We start from the raw sequence: 26,535 nt of genomic DNA, 5'->3' as shown, positions 1-26,535 counted from the left end.
TTATGAAAGGAATTCAAGATACCTCTAACAAAACTTATCGCCAATTGATGGGTAATGGGTTGCGATATGAAATTCCCAAATTTCAAAGAGATTATTCATGGGAAACAGAACAATGGGATGATTTGTGGTTTGACTTAATGTCGTTAATTGAAAATGAAGAGATTGAGCATTACATGGGGTATTTGGTTTTACAAACATCAAATAATAAAAATTTTTCTATAATTGATGGGCAACAACGTTTGACTACGATGAGTTTGTTGATTCTCTCAGTATTAAAATGCTTAGATGATTTAGTCAATCAAGATATAGATAGAGATGATAATTTAATAAGAAAGGAAACTTTACTAAATAGTTATATCGGTTATGTAAATCCCGTAACATTAATCTCTGATAATAAGATTAAACTTAATAGAAATAGTGATGATTATTATAGACAGCATTTAGTCTTGTTAAAAGACTTGCCAATAAGAAACACTAATTCTTCAGAAAAGCAGATGAGAAGTTGCTTTGAATGGTTTTATGATAAGGTAAGAAAGCAGTTTAAAAATGGTGTTGAATTGGCTAGTTTTATTGATACAATAGTTGATAAGATATCATTTACAGTAATTGAAGTTACAGATCAATTAAATGCCTTTAAGGTCTTCGAAACATTGAATGCTCGTGGTGTTCAATTATCATCTTCTGATTTATTAAAGAATCATTTGTTTTCGCTTGTGGATGAAACGAATCCTCATGTGTCTGAAATTGAGGAGTTAGAGAAATTATGGAGTAAAGTGATAGGGAAATTAAGTTCGAATAAATTTGAAGATTATTTAAGATATTATTGGAATAGTAGAAATAAAATTGTAAGAAAAAATAATTTATTTAAAACCATAAAAAAAACAATAATAAATAAAGCCCAAGCTTTTGAATTAATAAGAGAATTGGATAAAAATGCGGATGTATTTATTGCTATTCAAAACCCAAATGATGTATTGTGGGAAAATAAAAATGAATTGATAAAAGCACTTGAAGAGTTGAAATTATTTCAAGTCAGACAAACATTTTCTCTTTTCTTGATAGGTTATCAAAATTTAGCTATCGAAAATTTTATAAAACTAGTTAAATATTGCTCTGTTATTTCTTTTAGATACAATGTCATAAGTGGTTTGAATCCTAATGAGTTAGAGGATGTTTATAATAAATTGGCTTTAGAAATCAAAGAAAAGCATAATTTTAGTTTGGATTTACTAAAATCAATTTATGTTTCTGATAATGACTTTGAGCAATCATTCTCTTCCAAGTCATTCAAAAGAACTACAAGAAATCATAAAATTGTTAAATACATTTTTGGTAGTATAGAAAGGAAAATTTTTGCAAATGATATTCCTTATGATAGTGATATTTATACTATAGAGCATATACTGCCTGAGAATCCAAACAATGATTGGTATCAATTTTCTGACGAGGAGATTAATCGATCAATATTTAGGATAGGAAATTTAACATTGCTTGAAAAGAGCTTGAATAAAGATGTTGAAAATTCAAGTTTTGAATTAAAAAAACAATATCTTATTAAAAGCAACTCTAAATTGACACAAAAGCTTTGTCAAGAAAATGAGACATGGACAGAGAGTAAAATAATTTCAAGGCAAAAAGAGTTAGCTAGATATGCAAAAAGTGTATGGAGGATTCAGCAGTTAGAATAAATAGTAGTTTAAGCCTTTAGATTTAACCGCAGCACAAATCGAAGAAATCATTATGAATGATGAACGTACTATTGCACAATTAGACGGTAAAACGCCTAAGAAAGTAATTATCGTTCCTGGGAAAATCATCAATTTGGCTGGGTTTTAATTGATTGCCACAGATTCACAGATTATTTTTATACAAAACCGCTCAATAAACCGAGCGGTTTTCTTTTTGGCTTACTTTTTGTGTTGGCAGAAGAAAATCTAGCATTATGAAACATTTACTACTTTTAGCAGCCTTTTTATTTGGACAAATAACGTTTGCGCAATCACAACAAAACGATTTGGCGTTTACTGCCAAGGCAACTGTTTTACCGGTTTTTAACAACTACCGTTTAGGAGCCGAAGTCGGTTTAAGATATTATCTTACCGATGTTTTCTCTGTTGGAAACAATTATGTTTATACAAACGATAAATTTACGCACGGTTTTGGTTATGAAACCAATAATTCATTGGTGCATTATTTGGGAATTAATGTGCCAGTGCAGTATGATGTGGTTAATAAAGACAAGTTTCAAATAGGAATGGGTATCGCACCCGGGCTTTCGTTCAGCACCTTGCGCGATAAAAATCAATTGAAAATAGATGAGTATTATAATGAAGATACAGGTGTGACAACTGTTATTAAAACACCTGTTCGATTGAACCGCGATGCCTATTTTTTGCTCACTCCTCATATTGATTTTGCTGTGAAGATTGCAAATATCGAAACAAAGAGCCACACTTCGCTTTATGTTACCGGAAATGCCGGCTATCAATTTGCTTTTGGAGCGGGCGATTTTACAAAACCGAGCGATTTTAGAAATTATGTTGTATCTTTAGGTTTCACAATAAAAGGAGCATTAGATAATTTATGAAAAGTACAAAAACATTAGTTGCAATTATTCTTGGAATAGGAATTTTAATTTTGGCTTTAATGGTTGGGTTGCCGGTGTATAATGTATGGCAACAAGAAATGGCTGGAAAAGCCGAAATGGCAAAAGCAGAACAAAACAGAAAAATTTTAATCGAAGAAGCCAAAGCCCGTTTAGAAGCCGAAAAACTGAATGCACAAGCCGAAATTGAACGCGCAAAAGGAATGGCAGAAGCAATGAAGTTGGAAAACGGCACGCTGAACAGCACCTATAACCAGTATTTGTTTATTAGAACATTAGAAAAATTGGCAGATAAAGGCGATTTGCCGCAAATCATTTACATGCCTTCGGAAGGATTGGTTCCTGTGATGGATGTAAGCACCAAAAAAACACCCAAAACGGTTTTTTCTGATAATTGATGAAATCGTTAGATGTATAAAAAAAACAGCACTCAAGAGTGCTGTTTTTTTAATGCTTTAATTTTACTACAAATGCATCGGGATATTTGTAATTGATTTTTTTTAATAGGTTTTCTGCTTCAATTTTATTTTTAAAATTACCAACAACCACTTTAAATTTTGGATTGGCAAAAATAATAGTAGCGTCAATTTGCGGATATTCGGTGGTGAATTCCCTATAAACAGCTTCTGCTTCTTCTTTCAAACCATTTTTTAATTGTACAGAATAATTGGTGTACAACGAAAACTGATTGTTTTGATTCATTTTTCGCTCCAAAAGCAAATCAATGGTTTTTTGTTCGCTGTTTTCAATTATAGTAATTTGTGCAACCGATTTTTGATGAAACAGAAATGTTAAAATAAATATAATAAAAACCTTATGAGTTCTTAAATTCTTCATAATGAGTAAATTTTTGAACAAATTTAAAAAATTATCCCTAAACCATGCTTTAAGTTTTTATTTAGAATTATTATAAATTAAGTTTTGGTATTTATTAGGCTTTATTTACTGCGTCTTATGTTGTATTTTTGTCGGAGTTTATAAATAGGGTATCGTGTGTTCTGTGTGTAAAACATAGAAAAATACATACCAAAATTAGTTGATAATCATTTTTTTAACTATGAAAAAAGTGGGTAGCCATACTTCGTTTTCAAGGATTCTTTTCTTGTGTTTAACATTTGTGTTAACATTTTCTACAGGGTCTTTTGCGCAAGATGCAGCAAAAGGTAAAGAGTTATTTAATGCAAATTGTGCAGCTTGTCATAAGCTTGACGCTAATTCTACCGGACCTGCCTTAAGAGGTGTGGCAGAGCGTCGATCTTCAGATTGGTTGCATAAATGGATTAAAGACAGTTCAGGTTTAATCAAATCTGGTGATGCTGATGCTGTTAAATTATTTAACGAATGGAATAAAGTTCCAATGAACTCGTTTCCAAATTTATCTGATGAAGATATTGATAATATCCTTGCTTATACATCAGAGCCAAAACCGGAACCAACCGTTGCAAAAACGCCAGAAAGTGGTGCAGCAGCTAGCGGAGGTGGTGTTTCTGAAATGATTGTTTTAGGGGCGTTGGTTGTTGTGCTTGCAATGTTGGTAGTAATGCTTATCTTGGTAAGACGAGTGTTGAACAAGGTTGCTGACAAAAACAACTTGCTTACTGCAAACGAAACAAAATCGTTGCCAATCTGGAAAGCATTCGTTAAAAATCAGTTCTTAGTAATCACTTCTGTAATTGTGTTAATGTTGGCAGGTGCGTATTTTGCATTTGGTTATATGATGCAAATTGGAGTAGATCAAAACTATGAGCCAATTCAGCCAATTCACTTCTCGCACAAAATACATGCTGGTGAAAACGGTATCGATTGTAAATATTGTCACTCGTCGGCACGTACATCTAAAACTTCGGGAATTCCTTCAATGAACGTTTGTATGAACTGTCACAAGAATATTTCTGAATTTACAGGTAGTCCTGATTCTACTTACGTTGATTACAGCAAAGAATTCTATACCGCAGAAATCAAGAAAATATACGATGCAGTAGGATGGGATCCTGCAACGCAATCATACACAGGTAAAGAAAAACCAGTAAAATGGGTTCGTATTCATAATTTACCTGACTTTGTGTACTTTAACCACTCACAGCACGTCTCTGTTGCAGGTTTAGAATGTCAAACTTGTCACGGACCGGTTGAAACAATGGAGATCATGAAGCAACATTCGCCTTTAACAATGGGATGGTGTGTGAATTGTCACCGTGAAACAGAAGTAAACGTAAAAGACAACGAATACTACGCTAAGATTCACGAAGAATTATCTAAGAAATATGGTGTTGAGAAATTAACAGCAGCACAGTTAGGTGGTTTAGAGTGTGGTAAATGTCACTATTAATAATAATTTAAGAAGCTAATATATATACAATGGCATCAAACAAAAAATACTGGAAAAGTGTTGAGGAGCTTAACGAGAACAGTTCTATTGTTGAGACGCTAAGAAACAATGAGTTTGTTGAAGAAATTCCAACAGAGGATTTTCTTGGTGACAAAAATACATTGTCTTCTTCATCAACATCTCGTAGAGACTTTTTGAAATATGTTGGGTTTTCTACAGCTGCAGCTTCTTTAGCAGCTTGTGAAGGACCAGTGAAAAAGTCGATTCCTTATGTATTCCAACCAGAAGAAATTATTCCTGGAATTGCAGATTACTATGCAACTACAGTGGCTGATGGTTTTGATTTCGTTAACGTGTTGATTAAAACACGTGAAGGTCGTCCTATTAAGGTAGAGAACAACTTTATGGAGAACGCATTAACAGGTGCAAACGCACGTGTACATGCATCTGTATTATCTTTATATGATAGTTTACGCTTAAAGCAACCTAAAATTGAAGGTAAAGAAGCTTCATGGTCAGAGGTTGATCAAAAAATAAAAGCAAGCTTAGCAAGTGCAACAGGTCAGATTGTTTTGTTAACAAACACAATGGCTTCGCCTTCTACTGATAAACTAATCGCAGAATTTAAAGCTGCTTATCCAACAGCAAAGCATATTGTGCATGATGCAGTAGGATCTGACGCTGCTTTAGATGCATACCAACAAGCTTATGGCGAACGTGCATTGGCTGATTACAATTTTGGAAAAGCAGATGTAATAGTTTCTGTTGGCGCAGATTTCTTAGGAGATTGGCAAGGTGGCGGATACGATAGCGAATACGCTAAAGGCCGCGTTCCTAAAAACGGAAAAATGTCTAAACACATCCAGATCGAAGCAAATATGTCTTTGGCGGGTGCAAATGCAGACAAACGAATTCCGTTAACAGTTGCAGAACAAAAATTAGCTTTAGTTAAAATATACAACATTGTTACTGGTAACGCTGTTTCAGTTGCAAATACCGCTGCCGATGCAGAAGTTACAAAAGCAGCTCAACAATTAAAAGCCGCAGGTAGTGCTGGTGTATTGGTTTCAGGTTTAGATGATGTAAACGCACAATTATTAGTGTTTGCAATCAACCAAGCATTGAATTCAGCAGCATTTAACCCAGCGCAACCTAAATACATCCGCGGTGGTAACAATAAAGAAGTAGCACAGTTAGTGCAAGATATGAATGCAGGTGCGGTACACACTTTAATTATGAGTGGCGTAAACCCTGTTTATTCATTATTCAATGGTGCTGCCTTTGCTGAAGGTTTGAAAAAAGTCAAACTTTCTGCATCGTTCACATTGCGTGAAGACGAAACCGCATCACTAACTACAATAGCTGCTGCTGCACCACATTATTTAGAATCATGGGGCGATGTTCAAATGCGTAAGGGCCATTATTCCATTACACAGCCAACCATTCGTCCGCTATTTAATACCAAACAATTCCAAGAAGGTTTATTATCTTGGTTAGGAAAAACAGAATCATACTACGATTATTTAAAAGCATCAAGCGCAAGTTTAACCAACGGAAAAACGTGGAATCAAATTGTTCACGATGGTTTTTCTGCAACTGAAGTTACAGGTTCGGTAAGCGCATCTGCAGATTTTGGTGGGGCTGCATCTGCTTTAGCTGCTACTAAGAAAACTGCTGGTGTGGAATTGGTATTGTATTCTAAAACAGGAATGGGAGACGGACAGCAAGCAAACAATCCATGGTTGCAAGAGTTTCCAGATCCAATCACACGCGTGTCTTGGGATAACTATTTAACCGTTTCTAAAGCCGATGCAGAAGCTTGGGGAATAGAAAATTATAATGTTGCAAACGGAGGATTAAACGGCTCTTATGTTACTTTAAAAGTAGGTGATGCTGTTTTAGAAAACGTTCCAGCATTTATTCAACCAGGTCAGGCAAAAGGAACTGTAGGTTTAGCGTTTGGTTATGGACGTAAATCTGCTTTAAAAGAAGAAATGCAAGTAGGTGTTAACGCTTACAAACTATACAAAGATTTTAATAATACACAAATTGTTTCTGTTGAAAAGGCTACAGGCGATCATGAATTTGCTTGTGTGCAGTTACAAAGAACGTTGATGGGACGTGGTGATATTGTTAAAGACACTACCTTGGAAATCTTTAATACAAAAGATGTAAAAGAGTGGAATGTGAAACCACATGTATCATTAGACCACCAATCGGTTGAAGCATCAACTGTTGATATTTGGGAATCTTTTGACCGTTCTGTTGGACATCATTTCAATTTATCAATCGATTTGAACTCTTGTACAGGTTGTGGCGCATGTGTTATTGCATGTCATGCAGAAAACAACGTGCCAGTTGTTGGTAAATCCGAAGTAAGAAGATCACGCGATATGCACTGGTTGCGTATCGATAGATATTATTCTTCTGAAGATACATTTGCACAAGATGTTGATACAAAAAACAGTGCACATGGTTTAATGAATAGTATTGAAACATTTGGTGGATTAGAACACCCAGCAGATAATCCGCAGGTAGTTTTTCAACCAGTAATGTGTCAGCACTGTAACCATGCACCTTGTGAAACAGTTTGTCCGGTTGCTGCAACATCACACGGTCGTCAAGGACAAAACCATATGGCATACAACCGTTGTGTGGGTACGCGTTATTGTGCAAACAACTGTCCGTACAAAGTACGTCGTTTCAACTGGTTCTTATACAACCAAAACAATGCGTTCGATTATCACATGAACGATGATTTAGGACGTATGGTGTTAAACCCAGATGTAAATGTGCGTTCACGTGGGGTAATGGAAAAATGTTCAATGTGTATTCAAATGACACAAGCAACCATTTTAAAAGCAAAACGTGAAGGACGTGCTGTAGAAGCAGGAGAATTCGAAGTGGCTTGTTCGGCGGCTTGTACTTCTGGATCGATGAAATTTGGTGATTTAAACAATAAAGAGTCTGAAGTTGCCCAATTATATGAAGATGAAAGAAGATATCATTTGTTAGAGCATATCGGAACCAAACCAAATGTGTTCTACCACGTAAAAGTTAGAAACGTATAAGTTAGTATTAATTAGAAACATTATAATAAAGGATTATGTCGTCACATTACGAAGCACCCATTAGAAAACCTTTAGTTATTGGTGATAAAACTTATCACGATGTAACGGTAGATGTTGCTAGACCTGTTGAGGGGCGTGCCAATAAACAATGGTGGACTGTTTTCACAATTGCTTTAATAGCATTCCTTTGGGGAGCTGGTTGTATGGTTTATACAATTAGTACAGGTATTGGTACATGGGGATTAAATAAAACCGTAGGATGGGCTTGGGATATCACCAACTTTGTATGGTGGGTAGGTATTGGTCACGCCGGTACGTTGATCTCGGCTGTATTATTATTATTCCGTCAAAAATGGAGAATGGCGATTAACCGTTCTGCAGAAGCAATGACGATTTTCTCGGTTGTTCAAGCAGGTTTATTCCCAATTATCCACATGGGGCGTCCATGGTTAGCATACTGGGTATTGCCAATGCCCAACCAATTTGGTTCGTTATGGGTAAACTTTAACTCGCCGCTATTATGGGACGTATTTGCGATTTCTACCTATTTATCTGTATCATTGGTTTTCTGGTGGACAGGTTTATTACCAGACTTCGCTATGTTACGTGATAGAGCCGTAACACCATTTGCAAAAAGAATTTATTCTACTTTATCATTCGGATGGTCGGGTCGTGCAAAAGACTGGCAACGTTTTGAAGAAGTTTCATTAGTATTAGCAGGTTTAGCAACACCATTGGTACTTTCGGTACACACCATTGTATCTTTTGACTTTGCTACGTCGGTTATCCCAGGTTGGCACACCACCATTTTACCACCGTATTTCGTGGCGGGTGCAATCTTCTCTGGATTTGCCATGGTAAATACCTTGTTAATCATTATGCGAAAAGTGGTGAGCCTAGAAGAATATATTACCATTCAACATATCGAATTAATGAACATTATTGTAATGATTACAGGTTCGGTTGTTGGTATTGCATATATCACAGAGTTGTGGGTAGCTTGGTATTCAGGAGTTGAATATGAACAATATGCGTTCTTAAACCGTGCAACCGGTCCTTACTGGTGGTCGTATTGGTTAATGATGACGTGCAACGTAATTTCACCGCAAGTAATGTGGTTCAAGAAAATTCGTACATCAATCATGGGGTCGTTCATTATATCGATTGTAGTAAATATTGGTATGTGGTTTGAGCGTTTTGTGATCATCGTAACATCGTTACACCGTGATTACCTTCCATCTTCTTGGACAATGTTCCAACCAACATTTGTAGATGCAGGTATTTATATCGGAACCATAGGATTCTTCTTTGTATTATTCTTATTATATTCTAGAAGTTTCCCTGTAATTGCACAGGCAGAGGTTAAAACCATTTTAAAATCGTCTGGAGACAATCACAAAAGAGATAGAGAGAACGGACACCATTCACATAATCATTAATAAATTATGAGTACAAAAGTTTTACACGTATTATACAATGATGATGATGTTTTAATGGATGCAGTTAAAACAACCAGAGCTGCACATCATCATATCGAAGAGGTTTACACACCTTTTCCTGTACACGGTTTAGATAAAGCCATGGGATTAAAACCTACCCGCTTAGCTATCTGTGCATTTATCTATGGTTTATGTGGTTTATCTTTCGCAACTTACATGATGAATTACATCATGATACAAGATTGGCCGCAAGATATTGGTGGAAAACCTAGTTTTAGTTATATTCAAAATATGCCTTCATTTGTGCCTATTATGTTTGAATTAACAGTTTTCTTCGCAGCCCATTTAATGGTAATTACCTTCTTCCTTAGAAGTAGATTATGGCCATTTAAGAAAGCTGAAAACCCAGACGTAAGAACAACAGACGACCATTTCTTAATGGAAGTTGCTCTACACGGTAGCGAAGAAGAAGCTGTTGAATTCTTTAAAAATACTGGTGCAGTAGAAGTTAAAGTAATCGATAAACATTAGTAGTAAAAATGAAGAATTTATATAAAATAGTTGCGTTGGCAGCAGTTTCAACATTAGCTACATCTTGTTTTAATAAGGAAAAACCAAATTATCAGTTATTTCCTAATATGTACGAGTCTGTAGCATACGAAACGTATTCTGAATCAAACGCATTTAAAAACGGAAAAGAAGGGCAAGTACCAGCAGAAGGATCAATTCCTCGTGGATTTTCACCTGAAGAGTATGCAAATACACCCGAAGGTTTAGCTTTGGCAAAAGCCAACTTAAAATCGCCTTTAGACTCAATCAGCGAAGGCGATATGCAAAAAGCAAAACAATTATACACAATTTATTGTGCAATATGTCACGGTGATGCAGGAGACGGAAAAGGTAATTTAGTTAAAAGAGAAAAATTCCTGGGAGTACCAAGTTATGCTGAGCGTGAGTTAACAGAAGGTGGTATTTACCACGTAGTAACTTACGGATTAAACTCAATGGGATCACATAAAAATCAATTAACACAACACGAAAGATGGTTGGTTAGTGCTTATGTGTTAAAATTGAAATCGGAATTATAATTGTAAAACTTATTTGAAAGTTTAGATATGTACACATTTTCAGGCAAATTAAAAACCTTTTCTATCATTCTAATGGCTTTGGGTATTGTTGGAATCGTTTACGGATTTCTTACAACGCCAAAAACAATCGGGGAGGTTGAGAAAATTTTAAGCGAGCAACATCACGGAGGTCATGGTTCGCACGATGCACATGTAGCACCGGCACATGACACACACACAGCACATGCAACAACTGCAAGCCATGATGCGCATGAAACAACCGCAACTGCTGCAACAACCGATAGCACCACACACGCTACCGATTCTACTGCAACAGAAACGGCACACGCTGAAGTAGCACCAACACACGATGCACACGCAGCAAAAGCAGATGCACATGACGCACACGCAGAACACACAAAACATTTAGAACACGTATTGCACCAATTACAAAACAAGCCTTGGGCTGCGGTTTATGTAGGATGTATCTTCTTTATGTTAATAGCATTGGGTATTTTTACCTTTAACCAAATTCAATATGCAGCCTCTGCAGGTTGGTCACCAGTATTGTTCCGTGTAATGGAAGGTTTATCGGCTTATTTATTACCAGGTTCTGTATTGTTTTTCTTATTGCTATTGGCAAGTGCTACTCACATGAACCACCTATTTATATGGATGGATGAGGCTACAGTAGCAGCTGATCCAATCATACAAGGAAAAACAGGTTTCTTGAATATACCATTCTTTTTAATCCGCGCCGTTATTTTCTTAGCTGGTTGGAATATCTTCAGAATGTTATCACGCAGAAATTCATTAGCATTAGACGAATCAGGTGATTTAACTTATTATAAAAAGAACTTTAAATTGGCAGCCGGATACTTAGTATTCTTCATCATCACAGAATCAATCATGTCTTGGGACTGGATCATGTCAATTGATACGCACTGGTACTCTACATTGTTTGGATGGTATGTATTTGCATCGTTCTTCGTAACAGGTATCACCATCATTGCATTGTCAACATTATACCTAAAAAATAAAGGATTATTAGAATACGTAAACACATCACATATTCACGATTTGGCTAAGTTCATGTTCGGTTTATCAATCTTCTGGACATACTTATGGTTCTCTCAGTTTATGTTAATGTGGTATGCAAACATTCCAGAAGAGGTAACGTATTTCATCTTCAGAATTGAAGAATACAACTTGCCGTTCTTTGCAATGCTCGCATTAAACTTCTTATTGCCGATATTGTTGTTGATCAACACAGATTTCAAACGATTATCTTGGATTATCGTAATGGCAGGAATTTGTATCATTGTAGGTCACTATTTAGACTTCTTTAATATGATTATGCCAGGAACAGTAGGTGCATCATGGTTTATTGGTGCTGCCGAAATTGGATCTGTTTTATTCTTTGGTGGATTGTTTATCTTTGTTGGATTCTCAGCAATTGCAAAAGCACCATTATTAGTGAAGAATAATCCAATGGTAGAAGAAAGTAAACATTTTCATTATTAATATTTAAAGTAATAAACAAATGACGAGTTTATTAATATTAGTTATTGTAGCTTTATTAGGAATTGCAGTTTGGCAATTAACTAAGATTTTCGACTTAACCCAAAGCAAACAATTTGTTGGCGAAGAATACAAGTCGCAAGTTGCTACAGACAAAGACAACAATATCAACGGATATTTAATGTTTGGTTTTTTGGCATTCATTTACATCTTCACAATTTATAGCTGTGTAAAATGGGGATACATGCCATTATTAGCCAATTCTGCTTCAGAACACGGAAAAGACGTAGATCAACTAATGTGGATTTCATTAGCAGTAATCTTCTTTGTTCAAATAGTAACGCAGTTTTTATTGCACTATTTCGCATTCAAATACCGTGGAAACAAAGATAGAAAAGCAACCTTTTTTGCAGATAACGACAAATTAGAATTCATCTGGACAATTATTCCAGTAATCGTTTTAGCCGGATTGATTCTATACGGATTATATGCTTGGAACAACATCATGCACTACGATGAAGAAGAAGAAGTGTTGTATGTAGAAGTATATGCAAAACAATTCGGTTGGGATATTCGTTATTCTGGTGATGACAATGTGTTAGGAAAAGCAAACGTTCGATTTATTGAAGGTATCAACGCAGTGGGTGTTGATATGGCAGATCCAAACGCACAAGACGATATATTGGCAAAAGAATTGCACTTGCCAGTGGGTAAAAAAGTAGTTTTGAAAATGCGATCACAAGACGTGTTGCACTCTGCATACTTTCCACATTTCCGTGCACAGATGAACTGTGTTCCAGGAATGGTTACCCAATTTGCAATGACACCAACGGTTACAACAGCAGACATGAGAGATCGTGAAGAAATTGTAGATCGTGTTAATAAAATCAATGAAGCACGCAACAAACACAGCAAAAAGCTTGTTGAAAAAGGCGAGCCAGGTTTAGAGCCTTATGTGTTTGATTATATCTTGTTGTGTAACAAAATATGTGGACGTTCACACTACAACATGCAAGCAAAAGTTGTGGTAGAATCTGAAAATGATTTTAGAAAATGGTTAAGCCAACAACCTACATTAGGAAAACAAGTTGCTGAAGAAAAAGCTGCAGCAGCTGCACCAAAAGTGGAAGCACAACCAGCACCAACAACTGAGCAAGCCGAAGAACCGCAAATTGTAGTAGATACTACTGCAGTAGTTGCTCAAGTAATTAAATAATTTGTTTACCAATATAAAACTATTAGTATGTCAGCAGTAGTAGGACACGAATTAACACACGATCATTCACACGATGATCACCACCATAAAGAAACTTTCGTAACAAAGTATATCTTTAGTCAAGACCACAAAATGATTGCTAAGCAATTCTTGGTAACAGGTATTGTAATGGGAATCATTGGTATTGCCATGTCATTATTATTCCGTATTCAAATCGCTTGGCCAGAAGAATCATTCAAAGTATTCTCTTGGTTGTTAGGAGACGATTTTGCTCCGGGAGGTGTAATGCGAAACGATATTTATCTTGCATTAGTGACCATTCACGGAACCATCATGGTATTCTTTGTATTAACAGCAGGTTTATCAGGTACGTTCTCTAACTTATTAATACCCTTACAGATTGGTGCTCGCGATATGGCATCAGGTTTCATGAACATGTTGTCGTACTGGATCTTTTTCATTGCGTGTATCGTAATGATTGCTTCGTTGTTTGTAGAATCAGGACCGGCATCAGCAGGTTGGACAATCTATCCACCTTTATCAGCCGTTCCAGAAGCTATTCCAGGTTCAGGAACAGGTATGACACTTTGGTTGGTTTCAATGGCTTTGTTTATTGCACAATCATTAATGGGATCATTAAACTATGTGGTAACCGTTTTAAACTTGCGTACAAAAGGAATGACTATGACGCGTTTGCCATTAACAATCTGGGCTTTGTGGGTAACAGCTATTATTGGTATCGTATCATTCCCAGTGTTATTATCAGCAGCATTATTGTTGATTATGGATAGAAGCTTTGGTACATCATTCTTCCTGTCTGATATCTATTTAGCAGGTGAAGTATTGCACTATCAAGGTGGATCGCCCGTATTATTTGAACATTTATTCTGGTTCTTAGGACACCCTGAAGTATATATCGTAATTTTACCAGCAATGGGAATTACATCAGAAGTAATCTCTGCAAATGCTCGTAAGCCAATCTTTGGTTACCGCGCCATGATTACATCTATCCTTGCAATTGCATTTTTATCAACAATTGTTTGGGGTCACCACATGTTCGTTTCAGGTATGAATCCATTCTTAGGGTCGGTATTTACCTTTACCACCTTACTAATTGCAATTCCATCTGCAGTAAAAGCGTTTAACTATATCACTACACTTTGGAAAGGTAACCTGCAAATGAACCCTTCTATGTTGTTCTGTATTGGTTTTGTTTCAACATTCATCACCGGAGGTTTAACGGGTATTATCTTAGGAGATTCAACCTTGGATATCAACGTACACGATACCTATTTCGTAATTGCGCACTTCCACTTAGTAATGGGTATTTCAGCTCTTTACGGAATGTTTGCAGGTATTTACCATTGGTTCCCTAAAATGTACGGACGTATGATGAATAAAAACTTAGGTTATATTCATTTTTGGGTAACAGTAGTTTGTGCTTATGGAGTTTTCTTCCCAATGCACTTCATAGGTATGGCTGGTTTACCACGCCGTTACTATACCAACTCTGCGTTCCCAATGTTCGACGATATGGTAGATGTAAACATTTTAATTACCATGTTTGCATTAGTAGGTGCAGCCTTCCAATTGGTATTCTTGTTCAACTTCTTCTATAGTATTTTCTATGGTAAAAAAGCGCCAAGAAACCCATGGAGAGCTACAACTTTAGAGTGGACTACACCAGTTGAGCACATGCACGGAAACTGGCCTGGAGCAATTCCAGAAGTACACCGTTGGCCTTATGATTATTCAAAACCAGGCTATGAAGAAGACTTTGTTCCACAAACAGTGCCGTTAAGAGATGGCGAAAAAGATGGAGGACATCATTAAAATACTCCAAAAACTCTCGCAATATTGCGGGAGTTTTTTTTATTTTACATTTTAAACCCAAAATGTATTATTACGGCGCACGTTATGGAATTTATGCTGAGCCAGTCGAAGTAACCCAAGAATTAGTATATTTGTAAGTGTAGATCCGCTCGCGGAGAAGTTTAATGGACGTTCTCCTTATGAGTATTGTTTTAGTAATCCAATAAATTTGATTGATCCCACAGGGATGGAACCAACACCAGCAGAAGCGGCAAGAATGGCAGCTCACGTTTACGGAGATAAAAAAGATAATATTTTAACTGGTGGTTGGCAAGTGTCAAGTAGAAATTTTGGTTTAACATCTAATGACTTAAAGAATAATTCTACAGGATTAAAATCAGTAGTTTATGAAAGGGTTGTAAATGGAAAAGTTACCGAATACACTTATGCCACAGCAGGAACAGAACCTAATTGGGAAGATGTAGGTGCAGATGTGAAACAACCTTTAGGGTTATCTAAGCAATATGCTAAAGCTGTTGATAATGCTAAAACAATCTCTGGAAAATTAGGGTCAACTGAATTAACATATGTAGGTCATTCATTAGGTGGTGGAGAAGCGGCTTTAAATGCTATAATTACTGATAGAAAAGCAATAACATTTAATGCGGCAGGAGTAAGTGATATTACAAAAATTGTTGAAGGAAATTGGAAAACACCATTTAAGTCTGAAAGTAAAATTGACGCATATATAATGATGACCGATCCATTGAATCTACTTCAGAACAATACAAATTTACCAGATGTAAATGGTAATCGTCATAACTTAGCACCAACTGATAAGTCATCCATATATAATGGGCATAGTATGGACAATGTATTAAAGAATTTTGGAGTTAATCCAGATGAACATATGAAATAATGAAAGCAATGATTATACAAATAGTATTAGTAATTTCTGGTTTGTTGCTTTCTTGCTCAAACATAAACAGAGATAAACCCGTGGATAAAACAGAACTTACAGGTGATGATTATCGTCTTTTTCAAAATACACCAGCTTGGGAATTAGCCAAAGCGGTACAAGATGAAGATGAAAAGAAGATAAATGAGATAGTATCAAAAGACCCTAAGCTAATAAATTACCAAGATCCAAAATTTGGGAATACACTTTTGATGCTTACCATAATGAATCAACAAATTAAGCCTTTCAAAGTTTTATTAATAGATAAAGCTGATGTAAATATTCATAATAGTTATGAAGGCACATCGGCTCTAATAGAGGCGAGTTCTTCAAAACAATATGACACAAAATTTGCTGAAATATTGTTACAATATGGGGCGAATGTTAATGATGTTCAAACAGATAAAAAGGAACCTAATAAAGTAAAGACTCCCTTAATTCAGGCATCCAAAACAGGTAAATTAGATTTAGTTGAATTACTTGTTAAAAATGGAGCAAATATAAATTATCAAAATGAGTATGGACAATCAGCATTAAGTGAATCTGTAATTATAGATAGATATAAAATATCCTTTTTCTTGCTTCAAAATGGATCAGACTACAAACAGCCTATTTTTTTTAGACCTGATTATTCAATACCCTCAAATCAACAAGCCCCAAAAGAGAAAGGAAAGCCAATGTTTTTAGTAGATGTATTAAGAGAAGATTTTTTTGATTTAGATACAGACGAATACAAATACAAAATGAAAATAGTTGATTTTTTGAAAAGCAAAGGAATAGATTACCGAGCTACACCGATACCCGAGTATATCAAGAAAAAAGCTCAAGAAGAATACCCAAATAGTTGGCAAAAATATTTGGAGAAGTATTAGGGGGTAGTGTATCAAATGTGTTGATGAAAGTTGAAACCCTTGTAAAATGTAGCTTTATAGGTAGTGTATCAAATGTGTTGATAAAATTTAAAACCCTTGTAAACTGTAGCTTTTTAAGCTATTAATGAATTATTTTATAAAAATAAAGACGGACATTTGTTCGTCTTTATTAATTTAAGTGCCTTAAAACAGCTAAAAATGGTAAATAGCAACACCTCGTGTATCAAATGTGTTGACGGAATTAATGCATGTATTTATTGTTCAGCGAAATTGGTTAAAAACGGTTTTACAAAAGCTAAGAAACAACGCTATAAATGTAAGAATTGCAAAAAGTCTGTAGTTGAGAAATACTCTTATAATGCATACTTTTCTTATATAAACGATCAAATTAAGCTTTTACTTGTAGAAGGCTTAGGAATTCGCAGTATTGCAAGAGTTTTAAAAATATCGGCTGGAACATTATTAAAAAGGATCCCACGCTGCCGCACGAATCCCTTCGTGTGGCTTTTTCTTGTGACAAAGTTTTCTAAAATTGCAATTTTATTTATCTTTATAAAAAACATAAAGATGAGCAGAAATTACAAGTTCCACAATCCTGAAGGATTATATTTCATAAGTTTTGCAGTTGTAGGCTGGCTGTATTTATCCGAAATGAATACAAAGAAATTTTTCTGGAAAATGTAAGATCCTGCCAAAAGAATAAAGGTTTGGAAATTCATGCATGGTGTATTATGTCCAGTCATGTGCATTTAGTTTTCAGAAGTATAAACGGGCAAAAACCTGAACTTTTGATTGGTGATTTAAAGAGATTTACAAGCCGGGTAATTTTATTAGCCATCAAAGAAAATCCTAAAGAAAGCAGAAGAGAATTTCTATTGGATTTTTTTCTTAAAGAAGGTTTACAAAGTTCAAATGTGAAACAATATCAATTCTGGAGACATGATAACAAACCTATTGAACTTTGGAGTAACCATATGATCAATCAAAAGATCAATTATGTTCATCAAAACCCTGTAGAAGCAGGTCTTTTTTTCGTGCAGAAGACTACCGATACAGTAGTGCGGTAGATTATTCTGATGAAAAAGGTCTGCTTGATGATATTGCTGTTTTCAGAATGTTTGGTTTTTAAAGAATGACCACACGAAAGGATTCGTGCGGCAGCGGGGGGGGTATAGTTACAATGCGTTAGATGATGTAATTCTGGGAATGATGTTAGAAGTGGTAAATCATTTACAAGTTCATTATCAAATTTATCAAATTTTCAAGATGTAAGTGTAGCTGGTCAACCTTCTTCTTCATATCCTTCGAGATTCACTAATGTGCGAGAAACTAATGAAGAAATGAGGTAAGGTAAATTTAATCACCAATGAACTCATATGGTTTCAGCAGATCCTCTAGGTTTAACTGGAAGGTGGACTACAACTCCAGAGAAACCAATGATTGTTAGTAAAAATGGTAAAGTTATAAAATCAATAATTCCTAAAGGAACAAGAAAATTAGATTAAATTATGAAACGTAAATTAAGAATATTTATAATATTCATTATATCAATTTTTGGTGTTTTAATATATTTAAACAGCAACAAATTTATAAAAAATCAAGAATGGAAATATCAAAGAGGATTTAATGTAGGTGATTATCTTGTTGATTTTAGAGATGATAGTTCTTTTTTGTGTTTTGGAATAATACTAATTGTTAAAAATCATGAAGATAGTGAACTAGGATATTACTATAATAAAAAAGTTAGCTTTTAGGCAACAATAATAACAATTTATATAACCAACAGACTCTTTACAAACCCCACGCTTCCGCACGAATCCCTTCGTGTGGCTTTTTCTTGTGACAAAGTTTTCTAAAATTGCAATTTTATTTATCTTTATAAAAAACATAAAGATGAGCAGAAATTACAAGTTCCCTCCGCTACCGCACGAATCTTTCGTGTGGTTGTAGGAACTAAAGAAACCGCTTCATTACAAATGTGTTGAGGCGGTATTATTGTATAACTTTACAATCACAGTTTGCTATTAATTCCATAGATTTGGAGTAGAATAATGTAAGAAATTATTTAAAATGCAATAAAGCAGTTTAAAAATTGTATTGGATTTATTTGGTACGAGCTAGAAGGTTGCGCTTTTGACATTTGATCCCGTATATAATTCTTTTGATTAAATTATTTTTATGGATTTCTTTTTAATATTTAGTGGGCAAATTATCTTGTATATCTTTTTGTTTAACAGAAAATTATTAGTTGATAAAAAGTATCAATTTTTTTTCTTGTTTACGTGTATAGTTCTATTTGTTTTAGGGTATATTCTGCAAAATGCAAATGTCAAAGGTGGAGAAGCATTAAAAATACCTCTTTTACAATGGGGTATATATAGAATATTTTATTTTACTTTTGTGAAATTTTATAAGAGAGAACCAAAAGATACCTTTTGGAGTATGGATAAAACTTTAATGATTGACGGAGTATTCAATGCTTTATTTTGGTTTATAGCATTTATAATACCTATTGCTTTAGTATTTACAAATAAAATATAATCTGATGGCGCGGATTTAACTTCGTTCAGTCGGCTAAAGCCTCGAGTGCAATCCGTGCGCTAAATAAATAAAGAAGTTCAGTGAAGTAAAAGTGTAGTAGGTCAACAAAATACAAAGCATCAGATAGTAACGGTGCATATTTTATAACCATAACAACAGTAAAATTGTAAAGATAAAGTCACGGATTGCAAATCCGCGACATCGAGTTTTTAAAGAATGACCACACGAAAGGATTCGTGCGGCAGCGGGGGAAGTAAAAGAGTAGTAGGTCAACAAAATACAAAGCATCAGATAGTAACGGTGCATATTTTATAACCATAACAACAGTAAAATTGTAAAGATAAAGTCACGGATTGCAAATCCGCGACATCGAGTTTTTAAAGAATGACCACACGAAAGGATTCGTGCGGCAGCGGGGAATTTATAAAGCCTGGATTTGGTGGTGGAGTTACTCTTAATGCTCATAATTTATTTGGAGGTAGTACAGATATATTAAATGAATTAGGAGGAGAAGATTTGACATATAGTGCAGGTTACGTAGTTAAAGCTAATTATGGAATTACTTCTAGAACTATAGGAAATAAAACCAAACATGCTGCAAAAGGAGCTCAAACTTATGGATTAGGATTTGGTTATGGATTAGGAGTTTCAAAATCTAATACAAAATCTTATAAATTAAGTAATCTTAAAAATGATATTCCTAATGGTATGTCTAGAATCCAAAACACGGTATTACAAGCAATAACTCCCCCAAAAATGTTTTAAACAATGAAAAAAGTAATCATTATTATTAGTTCACTTTTTATATTTATATCCTGCAAAACAGATTGTGATTGGCTTGCAAATGTCTATAGGAATGAAGAATGTTTAATTATTGTAGATGAGTTATCGTCGGATACCACCACCACAATGTCAATAAAAGGTATTAGTATAGTAAATGGTAAATATACTGTTTCAAACGAAAATCAAAGATGGTGGTATACATACAGAGATCAGATAGAAAGGGGAGATACAATCATTAAAAGAAAAGGGGAACTAACTTTTAATATCCATAAAAAAGATACAATCCTTTCTTATAACTGGGAATGTGAAGGGCAAGTTTATAAATAAAATAAAAAGTAAATGACAAAAATAATATTATTAGTACTAGTTAGCGTATCATTTTTGTATTCTTGTAATAAACTCAATATACAAAGAAAAAATACGATAACGGACAAAATTGAGGCTGAAAAAGTAGTAAATCTTTATTTTGAGAATCTTAAATTTGATAAAAGAGATGATAATTTAAAATTATTTAGCAATAGTTTTTTTGATAAAATATCTAAAGAAGATTTTAAAAGGCAAAGTGGTATTGTCGATATTAAATTAGGAAAAGTTAAAGACAAAAAACTTCTAAAATGGGAAACAAATATTGTAGATGGAACTAATCCTAAATCCGAATATTTATTTATATATGAGGTTGAGAGAGAAAACTATAATTCTAAAGAAACCTTTTATCTTCTCAAAGAAGCAACAGACTCAATTAAAATAAACTCTTACCAAGTTGAATCAGAGGGTTTACTGAAAGAATAAGGATAATATTTAGAAGTGTTGATAGAATTTATAATGCCTGTGTAATAGGTATTGTAAATCAACTAAAATAAGTATAACGGGTAATAGTAACTTTACGTGCTGCAACCTATTAAAGGTAGAGACTCAATAATACAATAATATTCAATTGTTTAAATGTTTCGCTTGTTTTCATTCAAAAACATCATTTCTTTTACTATCACTTTTTTTTTATATTTATGAAAGCCAAATAATTTTACATGACTGCTTACATTTACTTCTTATCCTTTGTTTTAGTTTTTTCAAGAATATTCATTCCTATATTTCTACTCTTAAGGTTGTTTTTAATTATTAAGCTGGCCCAGCTGCGCAAAGTCTCCCGACTTTGAGCAACAATAAAAACCAACAGCCTCTTTACATACGTATTGAGGCTGTTTTTTATAACAAAAGGAAAATACATAAAAAAAAATAAAAAAAGCCGATCATACACTCGGCTTTTGTAATATTAGTTTTCTACAGGTTTCTGAATTTTAAATGATTCCATAAACGCTGTGGTATAGTTTCCAGCGATATAGTCCGGATTGTCCATTAACTGTCGGTGGAAAGGAATAGTGGTTTTAATACCTTCAATCACAAACTCGTCTAACGCACGTTTCATTTTGCTAATTGCTTCTTCACGGGTTTGCGCCGTTGTAATCAACTTTGCAATCATTGAATCGTAGTTAGGCGGAATGGTGTATCCGGAATACACATGCGTATCTAAACGAACACCATGCCCTCCTGGAGCGTGCAATGTGGTGATTTTTCCTGGTGACGGACGAAAATCGTTGAATGGATCTTCGGCATTAATACGGCATTCAATAGAGTGTAATTGTGGTAAATAATCTTTACCCGAAATTGGCACTCCTGCAGCTACTAATATCTGCTCACGGATTAAATCATAATCAATTACCTGCTCGGTGATAGGGTGCTCTACCTGAATACGTGTATTCATTTCCATAAAATAGAAATTACGGTCTTTATCCACCAAAAACTCAATAGTTCCCGCACCTTCATATTTAATGTATTCAGCTGCTTTTACAGCAGCTTCACCCATTTTTAAACGCAATTCATCTGTCATGAAAGGCGATGGAGTTTCTTCTGTTAATTTTTGGTGACGACGCTGAATGGAACAATCGCGTTCTGACAAGTGACATGCTTTTCCATACGAATCACCTACAACTTGAATTTCGATATGGCGAGGATCAACAATTAGTTTTTCCATATACATTCCATCGTTTCCAAAAGCTGCCGCTGCTTCTTGGCGTGCACTTTCCCACGCTTTTTGAAGTTCGTCTTCTTTAAAAATTTCGCGCATACCTTTACCACCACCTCCGGCAGTAGCCTTCATCATAACCGGATAGCCAATTTCTTTAGCTACTTTCTTAGCATGTTCTAAAGACTCTAACAAACCGTCTGATCCGGGAACCGTTGGTACACCCGCTGCTTTCATAGTTTCTTTTGCAGTGGCTTTGTCTCCCATTTTATCAATCATTTCGGGCGATGCACCGATGAATTTGATACCGTGTTTTTGGCATAAATCTGAAAATTTTGCATTTTCAGATAAGAAACCATAACCCGGGTGAATAGCGTCTGCATTGGTAATTTCGGCAGCTGCAATAATGTTCGACATTTTTAAGTATGATTGCGCACTTGGAGCAGGTCCAATACATACTGCTTCGTCTGCAAAACGCACGTGTAAACTGTCTGCATCGGCAGTAGAGTAAACCGCAACGGTTTTAATACCCATTTCTTTGCAAGTTCTAATCACACGCAAAGCGATTTCGCCGCGGTTTGCAATTAATATTTTTTTAAACATTTGTTTTTAGTTTTAATGAAACAATGTGTTTTTTGAAACCTTGTTTATTAAGCTGGATCAACTAAAAATAATGGTTGGTCAAACTCTACTGGAGAAGAGTCGTCAACTAAAACTTTTACGATTTTTCCTGATACTTCTGATTCAATTTCATTAAAAAGCTTCATAGCTTCAATTACACACAATACGTCACCTGTTTTAATGGAAGCTCCCACTTCTACAAACGCAGGTTTGTCTGGCGATGGTTTGCGGTAGAATGTTCCAATAATTGGTGATTTCACAGTGATGTATTTAGAATCATCTGTTGCTTCTGCAGCAGGTGCAGCAGGTGCTTCAGCAGGCGTTGGTGTTGCTACGGGTGCAGCAGCTTGGATTTGCGGCATAGAAACCGGAATGTGTTGCACATAGTTTCCGTTGTCTGCTGTATCGTTTTCAGTAGTTGTTTTAATGGTGATTTTAAAATCGTCCATTTCTAATTTTACTTCAGTAGCTCCTGATTTTGCTACAAATTTGATTAGATTTTGAATTTCCTTGATATCCATATAATTCTAAATTTGTTGTTCTTTATGTTTAATTATTATTTGTGTAAGCCCATTTAAGGTAAATAGCACCCCAAGTGAATCCGCCGCCAAATGACGCCAATATTAAGTTGTCGCCTTTTTTTAGTTCGTTTTCAAAATCGGCTAAAAGTAGGGGCAAAGTTGCCGATGTGGTGTTGCCGTATTTGTGAATGTTCACCAATACTTTGTCTTCATTTAAACCCATTCTATGTGCGGTAGCATCAATAATGCGTTTGTTTGCTTGGTGTGGCACTAACCAGTTGATATCGTCGTGGGTTAGGTTGTTGCGTTGCATGATTTGCTCGCTCACATCTGCCATGCCCGAAACGGCATATTTAAAAACGGTTTTTCCGTCTTGGTGCACAAAGTGTTGTTTGTTTTTTACGGTTTCTTCCGATGACGGTAATAAAGAACCTCCGGCTTCAATCTTTAAAAATTCACGACCAATACCGTCGCTTCTTAATATTTCATCTTGAAAACCAAGACCTTCTGTGTTGGGTTCTAATAAAACTGCACCGGCGCCATCGCCAAATATAATGCAAGTGGCACGATCGGTATAATCAATAATAGACGACATTTTATCGGCACCTATTAATAACACTTTTTTATACCTGCCCGATTCCACATAGGCTGTTGCTGTTGATAAACCATAAAGAAAACTAGAACAGGCTGCTTGCAAATCGTATGAAAAGGCATTTACTGCGCCAATTTGTGTAGCTACATACACACCGGTTGATGCTACGGGCATATCAGGTGTGGTGGTTGCCATTACAATTAAATCGATATCTTTAGGATCCAATCCGGTTTTTGCAATTAAGTTTTCTGCTGCTTTAATTGCCATAAAGGAGGTGCCTTTATCTTTGTCTTTTAAGATTCGGCGTTCTTTGATACCTGTACGCGATGTGATCCATTCGTCGTTTGTATCAACCATTGTTTCTAATACTTCATTAGACAACACGTATTCTGGTACATATTTACCAACCGCTGTTATGGCTGCTGTAATCTTTGTCATAAGGGACTAACTTAATGTTCAAAAAAGTTGAAAAAGTGGTGAAAATTACAAAAAAAATAGCAAATAGCATCATTTTTAATCAAAAAAAGCTTTTTTGGGTGTAATTTGCATTGATTTTAAACTAAAAAGCTCTCGCATTGCGAGAGCTTTTTTTGCTATTTTTAATATAAATTAAGCTACAGCTTCGGTTTTATCTACTAAAACTTGTCCTCTGTAATATAATTTTCCTTCATGCCAGTATGCTCTGTGCATTAAGTGTGCTTCACCAGTTACTGCGCAAGTTCCAATTGTTGGAGCCACTGCTTTGTAATGTGTTCTTCTTTTATCTCTTCTTGTTTTCGAGGTTTTTCTTTTAGGATGTGCCATCTTACAATATTATTTATCCGTTAATAGTTTTTTTAATTTATCCCAGCGCGGGTCTGTTTCTTTATTATTGTCCGAATTTTCATCGGGTTCGCTCTCGTTTGTTTCGTCTTCTGAAAAATCGTCTTCGTTTATCATTTCTAAATCATCACTGTCTAAAAAATCTAAATCGTCGCCTAACTCTTCTTCGTCGTTTGTTGCAATATCGGGATGTACTCTTTTGTACGGAACCGATAGTACAATCATTTCGTAAATATATTGTGCAACATTTACCTGAAATTCTCCGTGGGGCAAAATTAATAAATCTTCGTTTTCATCATTAAATTCATCGCCAAATTTCACTAAAATTTTTAAATTTCCTTCAATAGGTAAATCAAAATCTTCGTTTGTAACGTCGCAAGGTACATTTACTGTGCCTTTGTGTGAAAAATCGAGCTCTAACATGGTTTGCTTTTTTAGCATTTCTACAGTTACCTGCAGGTTAGTGCTGTTAAATTCACTGTAATTGAATAGATTGAAAAAATCATTTTCAATAGTGTATTCAAATCGATGTGTTCCTTGTTTTAATCCAGAAAACTGAATTAAAAAATCTTTTTCATTTATCATAGCCATCTATTTGAGCGTGCAAAGATATAAAAATAATTTAATTACAAACAGTTATCACTATTTTTTTGTTGTTAAATAGTTGAAACTTTTAAAGGGTTTGCTGTGCTTTGCAAATACTCGTTTTTGTTTTTGTAAATATCTAAAGCGGTGTACACTGCATTTTTAAACGATGTGCAATCGGCAATGCCTTTGCCCGCTATGTCATACGCTGTGCCGTGATCAGGCGATGTGCGAATTTTGTTTAAACCTGCCGTATAGTTTACTCCTGTCCCAAAGGTAAGGGTTTTAAAAGGAATTAATCCTTGATCGTGGTAACATGCCACTACGGCATCAAAATTTTTGTGTTGTTCCGAACCAAAAAAGGCATCGGCAGAATAGGGCCCATACACAATAATATTTTCATCAAACAATTCTTTCACGGTTTGGATAATGAAATTTTGCTCTTCCATACCAATGATGCCGTTGTCACCACTGTGTGGGTTAAGCCCAAGCAAAGCAATACGTGGTTTAATCACATTAAAATCTTGTATCAACGATTGGTTAATGGTGCGTACTTTTTGCTTGATTAAATCGGGGGTGATGTGCTGCGACACGTTTTGCAAAGGAACATGATCGGTTACTAACCCCACTTTAATGGCATCGCTCACCATGAACATTAATGCATTGCCTTCTAATTCTTGGTTTAAATAATCGGTGTGCCCCGGAAATTTAAAATCGTTCGATTGAATGTTGTATTTATTGATTGGTGCTGTTACCAAAGCATCGATTTCGTCGTTTTTTAAGGCATCGGTTGCTGCTATAAACGATTTTATGGCATATTGACCCACCGTATCGTCTAAAGTTCCAAAATCTAAATTCACCCCTTCTTTCCAAACATTCAATACATTAAATTTTCCTTTTTGGATTTGATCTAATGCGTCAATTCCATGAATATTTGTGGTGCAGTTTACTACCTTCTTTATGAAAGATAACAGTTTGGCATTTCCAAAAACAACCGGCGTACAAAATTCCATCATGCGCTGGTCTTCAAAAGTTTTTAAGATTACTTCAGGACCAACGCCGTTCATATCGCCAATAGAAATACCTAATATAATATTTTCGTCTTTTTTAAACATGCGTTGTGCTAATTATTGCTAATTTTGTAACAAATTTAGTAAAAA

27 protein-coding genes are annotated in these 26,535 nt (G+C 35.1%); 20 read left to right on the top strand and 7 right to left on the bottom strand.

Annotation, left to right across the window (positions count from 1 at the left end):
• Window positions 1-2 precede the first annotated feature (2 nt).
• The 3 genes from MG290_RS07420 (at window position 3) to MG290_RS07410 (ending at window position 3,003) form a co-directional block, all read left to right on the top strand.
• Window positions 3-1,688: a DUF262 domain-containing protein gene (locus tag MG290_RS07420; protein WP_264560719.1), complete on the top strand. Its 1,686-nt coding sequence runs from the start codon at window positions 3-5 to the stop codon at window positions 1,686-1,688.
• Between the two features lie 254 nt (window positions 1,689-1,942).
• Window positions 1,943-2,587, top strand: a complete 645-nt coding sequence (locus MG290_RS07415; protein WP_264560718.1) for a hypothetical protein — start codon at window positions 1,943-1,945, stop codon at window positions 2,585-2,587.
• The gene (locus tag MG290_RS07410) at window positions 2,584-3,003 is read left to right on the top strand and encodes a hypothetical protein (protein WP_264560717.1); all 420 of its coding nucleotides are present in this window, start codon (window positions 2,584-2,586) and stop codon (window positions 3,001-3,003) included. The genes MG290_RS07415 and MG290_RS07410 overlap by 4 nt, the downstream gene beginning before the upstream one ends.
• A gap of 49 nt (window positions 3,004-3,052) precedes the next feature.
• Here the strand turns inward: MG290_RS07410 and MG290_RS07405 are convergent, their stop codons facing one another.
• A complete protein-coding gene (locus tag MG290_RS07405) occupies window positions 3,053-3,442 on the bottom strand; it encodes an SPOR domain-containing protein (RefSeq protein ID WP_264560716.1) in 390 nt (129 codons plus the stop codon).
• A 220-nt stretch (window positions 3,443-3,662) separates the two neighbouring features.
• On the opposite strand from MG290_RS07405, the gene MG290_RS07400 reads away from it, so the two are divergent.
• From MG290_RS07400 to MG290_RS07325, 17 genes are all read left to right on the top strand, one after another.
• Complete coding sequence (locus tag MG290_RS07400; RefSeq protein ID WP_264560715.1) at window positions 3,663-4,934, top strand: c-type cytochrome; 1,272 nt, start codon at window positions 3,663-3,665, stop codon at window positions 4,932-4,934.
• A 29-nt stretch (window positions 4,935-4,963) separates the two neighbouring features.
• On the top strand, window positions 4,964-8,005 hold the full coding sequence (locus tag MG290_RS07395; RefSeq protein WP_264560714.1) for a TAT-variant-translocated molybdopterin oxidoreductase: 3,042 nt from the start codon (window positions 4,964-4,966) through the stop codon (window positions 8,003-8,005).
• A 35-nt stretch (window positions 8,006-8,040) separates the two neighbouring features.
• Complete coding sequence (gene nrfD / locus MG290_RS07390; RefSeq protein WP_257499721.1) at window positions 8,041-9,444, top strand: NrfD/PsrC family molybdoenzyme membrane anchor subunit; 1,404 nt, start codon at window positions 8,041-8,043, stop codon at window positions 9,442-9,444.
• 6 nt (window positions 9,445-9,450) lie between these two features.
• Window positions 9,451-9,975: a DUF3341 domain-containing protein gene (locus MG290_RS07385; protein ID WP_257499720.1), complete on the top strand. Its 525-nt coding sequence runs from the start codon at window positions 9,451-9,453 to the stop codon at window positions 9,973-9,975.
• Window positions 9,976-9,983: 8 nt separating this feature from the next.
• Complete coding sequence (locus tag MG290_RS07380) at window positions 9,984-10,532, top strand: c-type cytochrome (protein ID WP_264560713.1); 549 nt, start codon at window positions 9,984-9,986, stop codon at window positions 10,530-10,532.
• Window positions 10,533-10,559: 27 nt separating this feature from the next.
• The gene (locus MG290_RS07375; protein WP_264560712.1) at window positions 10,560-12,035 is read left to right on the top strand and encodes a quinol:cytochrome C oxidoreductase; all 1,476 of its coding nucleotides are present in this window, start codon (window positions 10,560-10,562) and stop codon (window positions 12,033-12,035) included.
• 19 nt (window positions 12,036-12,054) lie between these two features.
• Complete coding sequence (locus tag MG290_RS07370; RefSeq protein WP_264560711.1) at window positions 12,055-13,248, top strand: cytochrome c oxidase subunit II; 1,194 nt, start codon at window positions 12,055-12,057, stop codon at window positions 13,246-13,248.
• A 27-nt stretch (window positions 13,249-13,275) separates the two neighbouring features.
• Complete coding sequence (locus MG290_RS07365) at window positions 13,276-15,081, top strand: cytochrome c oxidase subunit I (protein WP_264560710.1); 1,806 nt, start codon at window positions 13,276-13,278, stop codon at window positions 15,079-15,081.
• 208 nt (window positions 15,082-15,289) lie between these two features.
• Window positions 15,290-15,979: a hypothetical protein gene (locus MG290_RS07360; protein WP_264560709.1), complete on the top strand. Its 690-nt coding sequence runs from the start codon at window positions 15,290-15,292 to the stop codon at window positions 15,977-15,979.
• Window positions 15,979-16,890 carry an ankyrin repeat domain-containing protein gene (locus MG290_RS07355; RefSeq protein WP_264560708.1) on the top strand — a complete coding sequence of 304 codons (912 nt, stop codon included), beginning with the start codon at window positions 15,979-15,981 and terminating at the stop codon, window positions 16,888-16,890. The genes MG290_RS07360 and MG290_RS07355 overlap by 1 nt, the downstream gene beginning before the upstream one ends.
• 198 nt (window positions 16,891-17,088) lie before the next feature.
• Window positions 17,089-17,574: a transposase-like zinc-binding domain-containing protein gene (locus MG290_RS14810; RefSeq protein WP_319800338.1), complete on the top strand. Its 486-nt coding sequence runs from the start codon at window positions 17,089-17,091 to the stop codon at window positions 17,572-17,574.
• Window positions 17,493-17,957, top strand: a complete 465-nt coding sequence (locus MG290_RS07350; protein ID WP_319800359.1) for a transposase — start codon at window positions 17,493-17,495, stop codon at window positions 17,955-17,957. Before MG290_RS14810 ends, MG290_RS07350 begins: the two co-directional genes overlap by 82 nt.
• A 441-nt stretch (window positions 17,958-18,398) precedes the next feature.
• Window positions 18,399-18,644 carry a hypothetical protein gene (locus MG290_RS07345; protein WP_264563162.1) on the top strand — a complete coding sequence of 82 codons (246 nt, stop codon included), beginning with the start codon at window positions 18,399-18,401 and terminating at the stop codon, window positions 18,642-18,644.
• A gap of 424 nt (window positions 18,645-19,068) precedes the next feature.
• A complete protein-coding gene (locus tag MG290_RS07340) occupies window positions 19,069-19,431 on the top strand; it encodes a hypothetical protein (RefSeq protein ID WP_264563161.1) in 363 nt (120 codons plus the stop codon).
• Window positions 19,432-19,815: 384 nt separating this feature from the next.
• Complete coding sequence (locus tag MG290_RS07335; protein WP_264563160.1) at window positions 19,816-20,196, top strand: hypothetical protein; 381 nt, start codon at window positions 19,816-19,818, stop codon at window positions 20,194-20,196.
• 3 nt (window positions 20,197-20,199) lie between these two features.
• The gene (locus tag MG290_RS07330; protein WP_264563159.1) at window positions 20,200-20,541 is read left to right on the top strand and encodes a hypothetical protein; all 342 of its coding nucleotides are present in this window, start codon (window positions 20,200-20,202) and stop codon (window positions 20,539-20,541) included.
• Between the two features lie 12 nt (window positions 20,542-20,553).
• Window positions 20,554-21,003 (top strand): hypothetical protein, encoded by a 450-nt coding sequence (locus tag MG290_RS07325; protein ID WP_264563158.1) that lies wholly within the window; start codon window positions 20,554-20,556, stop codon window positions 21,001-21,003.
• Window positions 21,004-21,484: 481 nt separating this feature from the next.
• Here the strand turns inward: MG290_RS07325 and accC are convergent, their stop codons facing one another.
• The 6 genes from accC to pdxA all read right to left on the bottom strand — a co-directional run bounded on the left by accC (window position 21,485) and on the right by pdxA (window position 26,490).
• Complete coding sequence (accC, locus tag MG290_RS07320; protein ID WP_257500642.1) at window positions 21,485-22,837, bottom strand: acetyl-CoA carboxylase biotin carboxylase subunit; 1,353 nt, start codon at window positions 22,835-22,837, stop codon at window positions 21,485-21,487.
• Window positions 22,838-22,884: 47 nt separating this feature from the next.
• Window positions 22,885-23,376 carry an acetyl-CoA carboxylase biotin carboxyl carrier protein gene (gene accB, locus MG290_RS07315; RefSeq protein ID WP_264563157.1) on the bottom strand — a complete coding sequence of 164 codons (492 nt, stop codon included), beginning with the start codon at window positions 23,374-23,376 and terminating at the stop codon, window positions 22,885-22,887.
• Between the two features lie 28 nt (window positions 23,377-23,404).
• The gene (locus tag MG290_RS07310; protein ID WP_264563156.1) at window positions 23,405-24,406 is read right to left on the bottom strand and encodes a beta-ketoacyl-ACP synthase III; all 1,002 of its coding nucleotides are present in this window, start codon (window positions 24,404-24,406) and stop codon (window positions 23,405-23,407) included.
• 171 nt (window positions 24,407-24,577) lie between these two features.
• A complete protein-coding gene (gene rpmF, locus MG290_RS07305) occupies window positions 24,578-24,772 on the bottom strand; it encodes a 50S ribosomal protein L32 (RefSeq protein WP_091522482.1) in 195 nt (64 codons plus the stop codon).
• Between the two features lie 9 nt (window positions 24,773-24,781).
• Entirely contained in the window at window positions 24,782-25,375 is a 594-nt protein-coding gene (locus tag MG290_RS07300) for a YceD family protein (protein ID WP_264563155.1), read from the bottom strand.
• A 71-nt stretch (window positions 25,376-25,446) separates the two neighbouring features.
• Window positions 25,447-26,490, bottom strand: coding sequence for a 4-hydroxythreonine-4-phosphate dehydrogenase PdxA (gene pdxA / locus MG290_RS07295; RefSeq protein ID WP_264563154.1), 1,044 nt, complete (start codon window positions 26,488-26,490; stop codon window positions 25,447-25,449).
• Window positions 26,491-26,535: the final 45 nt, after the last annotated feature.

It is taken from the genome of Flavobacterium sp. CBA20B-1 (assembly GCF_028473145.1).
GTDB lineage: Bacteria > Bacteroidota > Bacteroidia > Flavobacteriales > Flavobacteriaceae > Flavobacterium.
The sequence above is the reverse complement of the archived record's forward strand: the minus strand, read 5'-3'. Positions and strand labels throughout refer to the sequence as shown.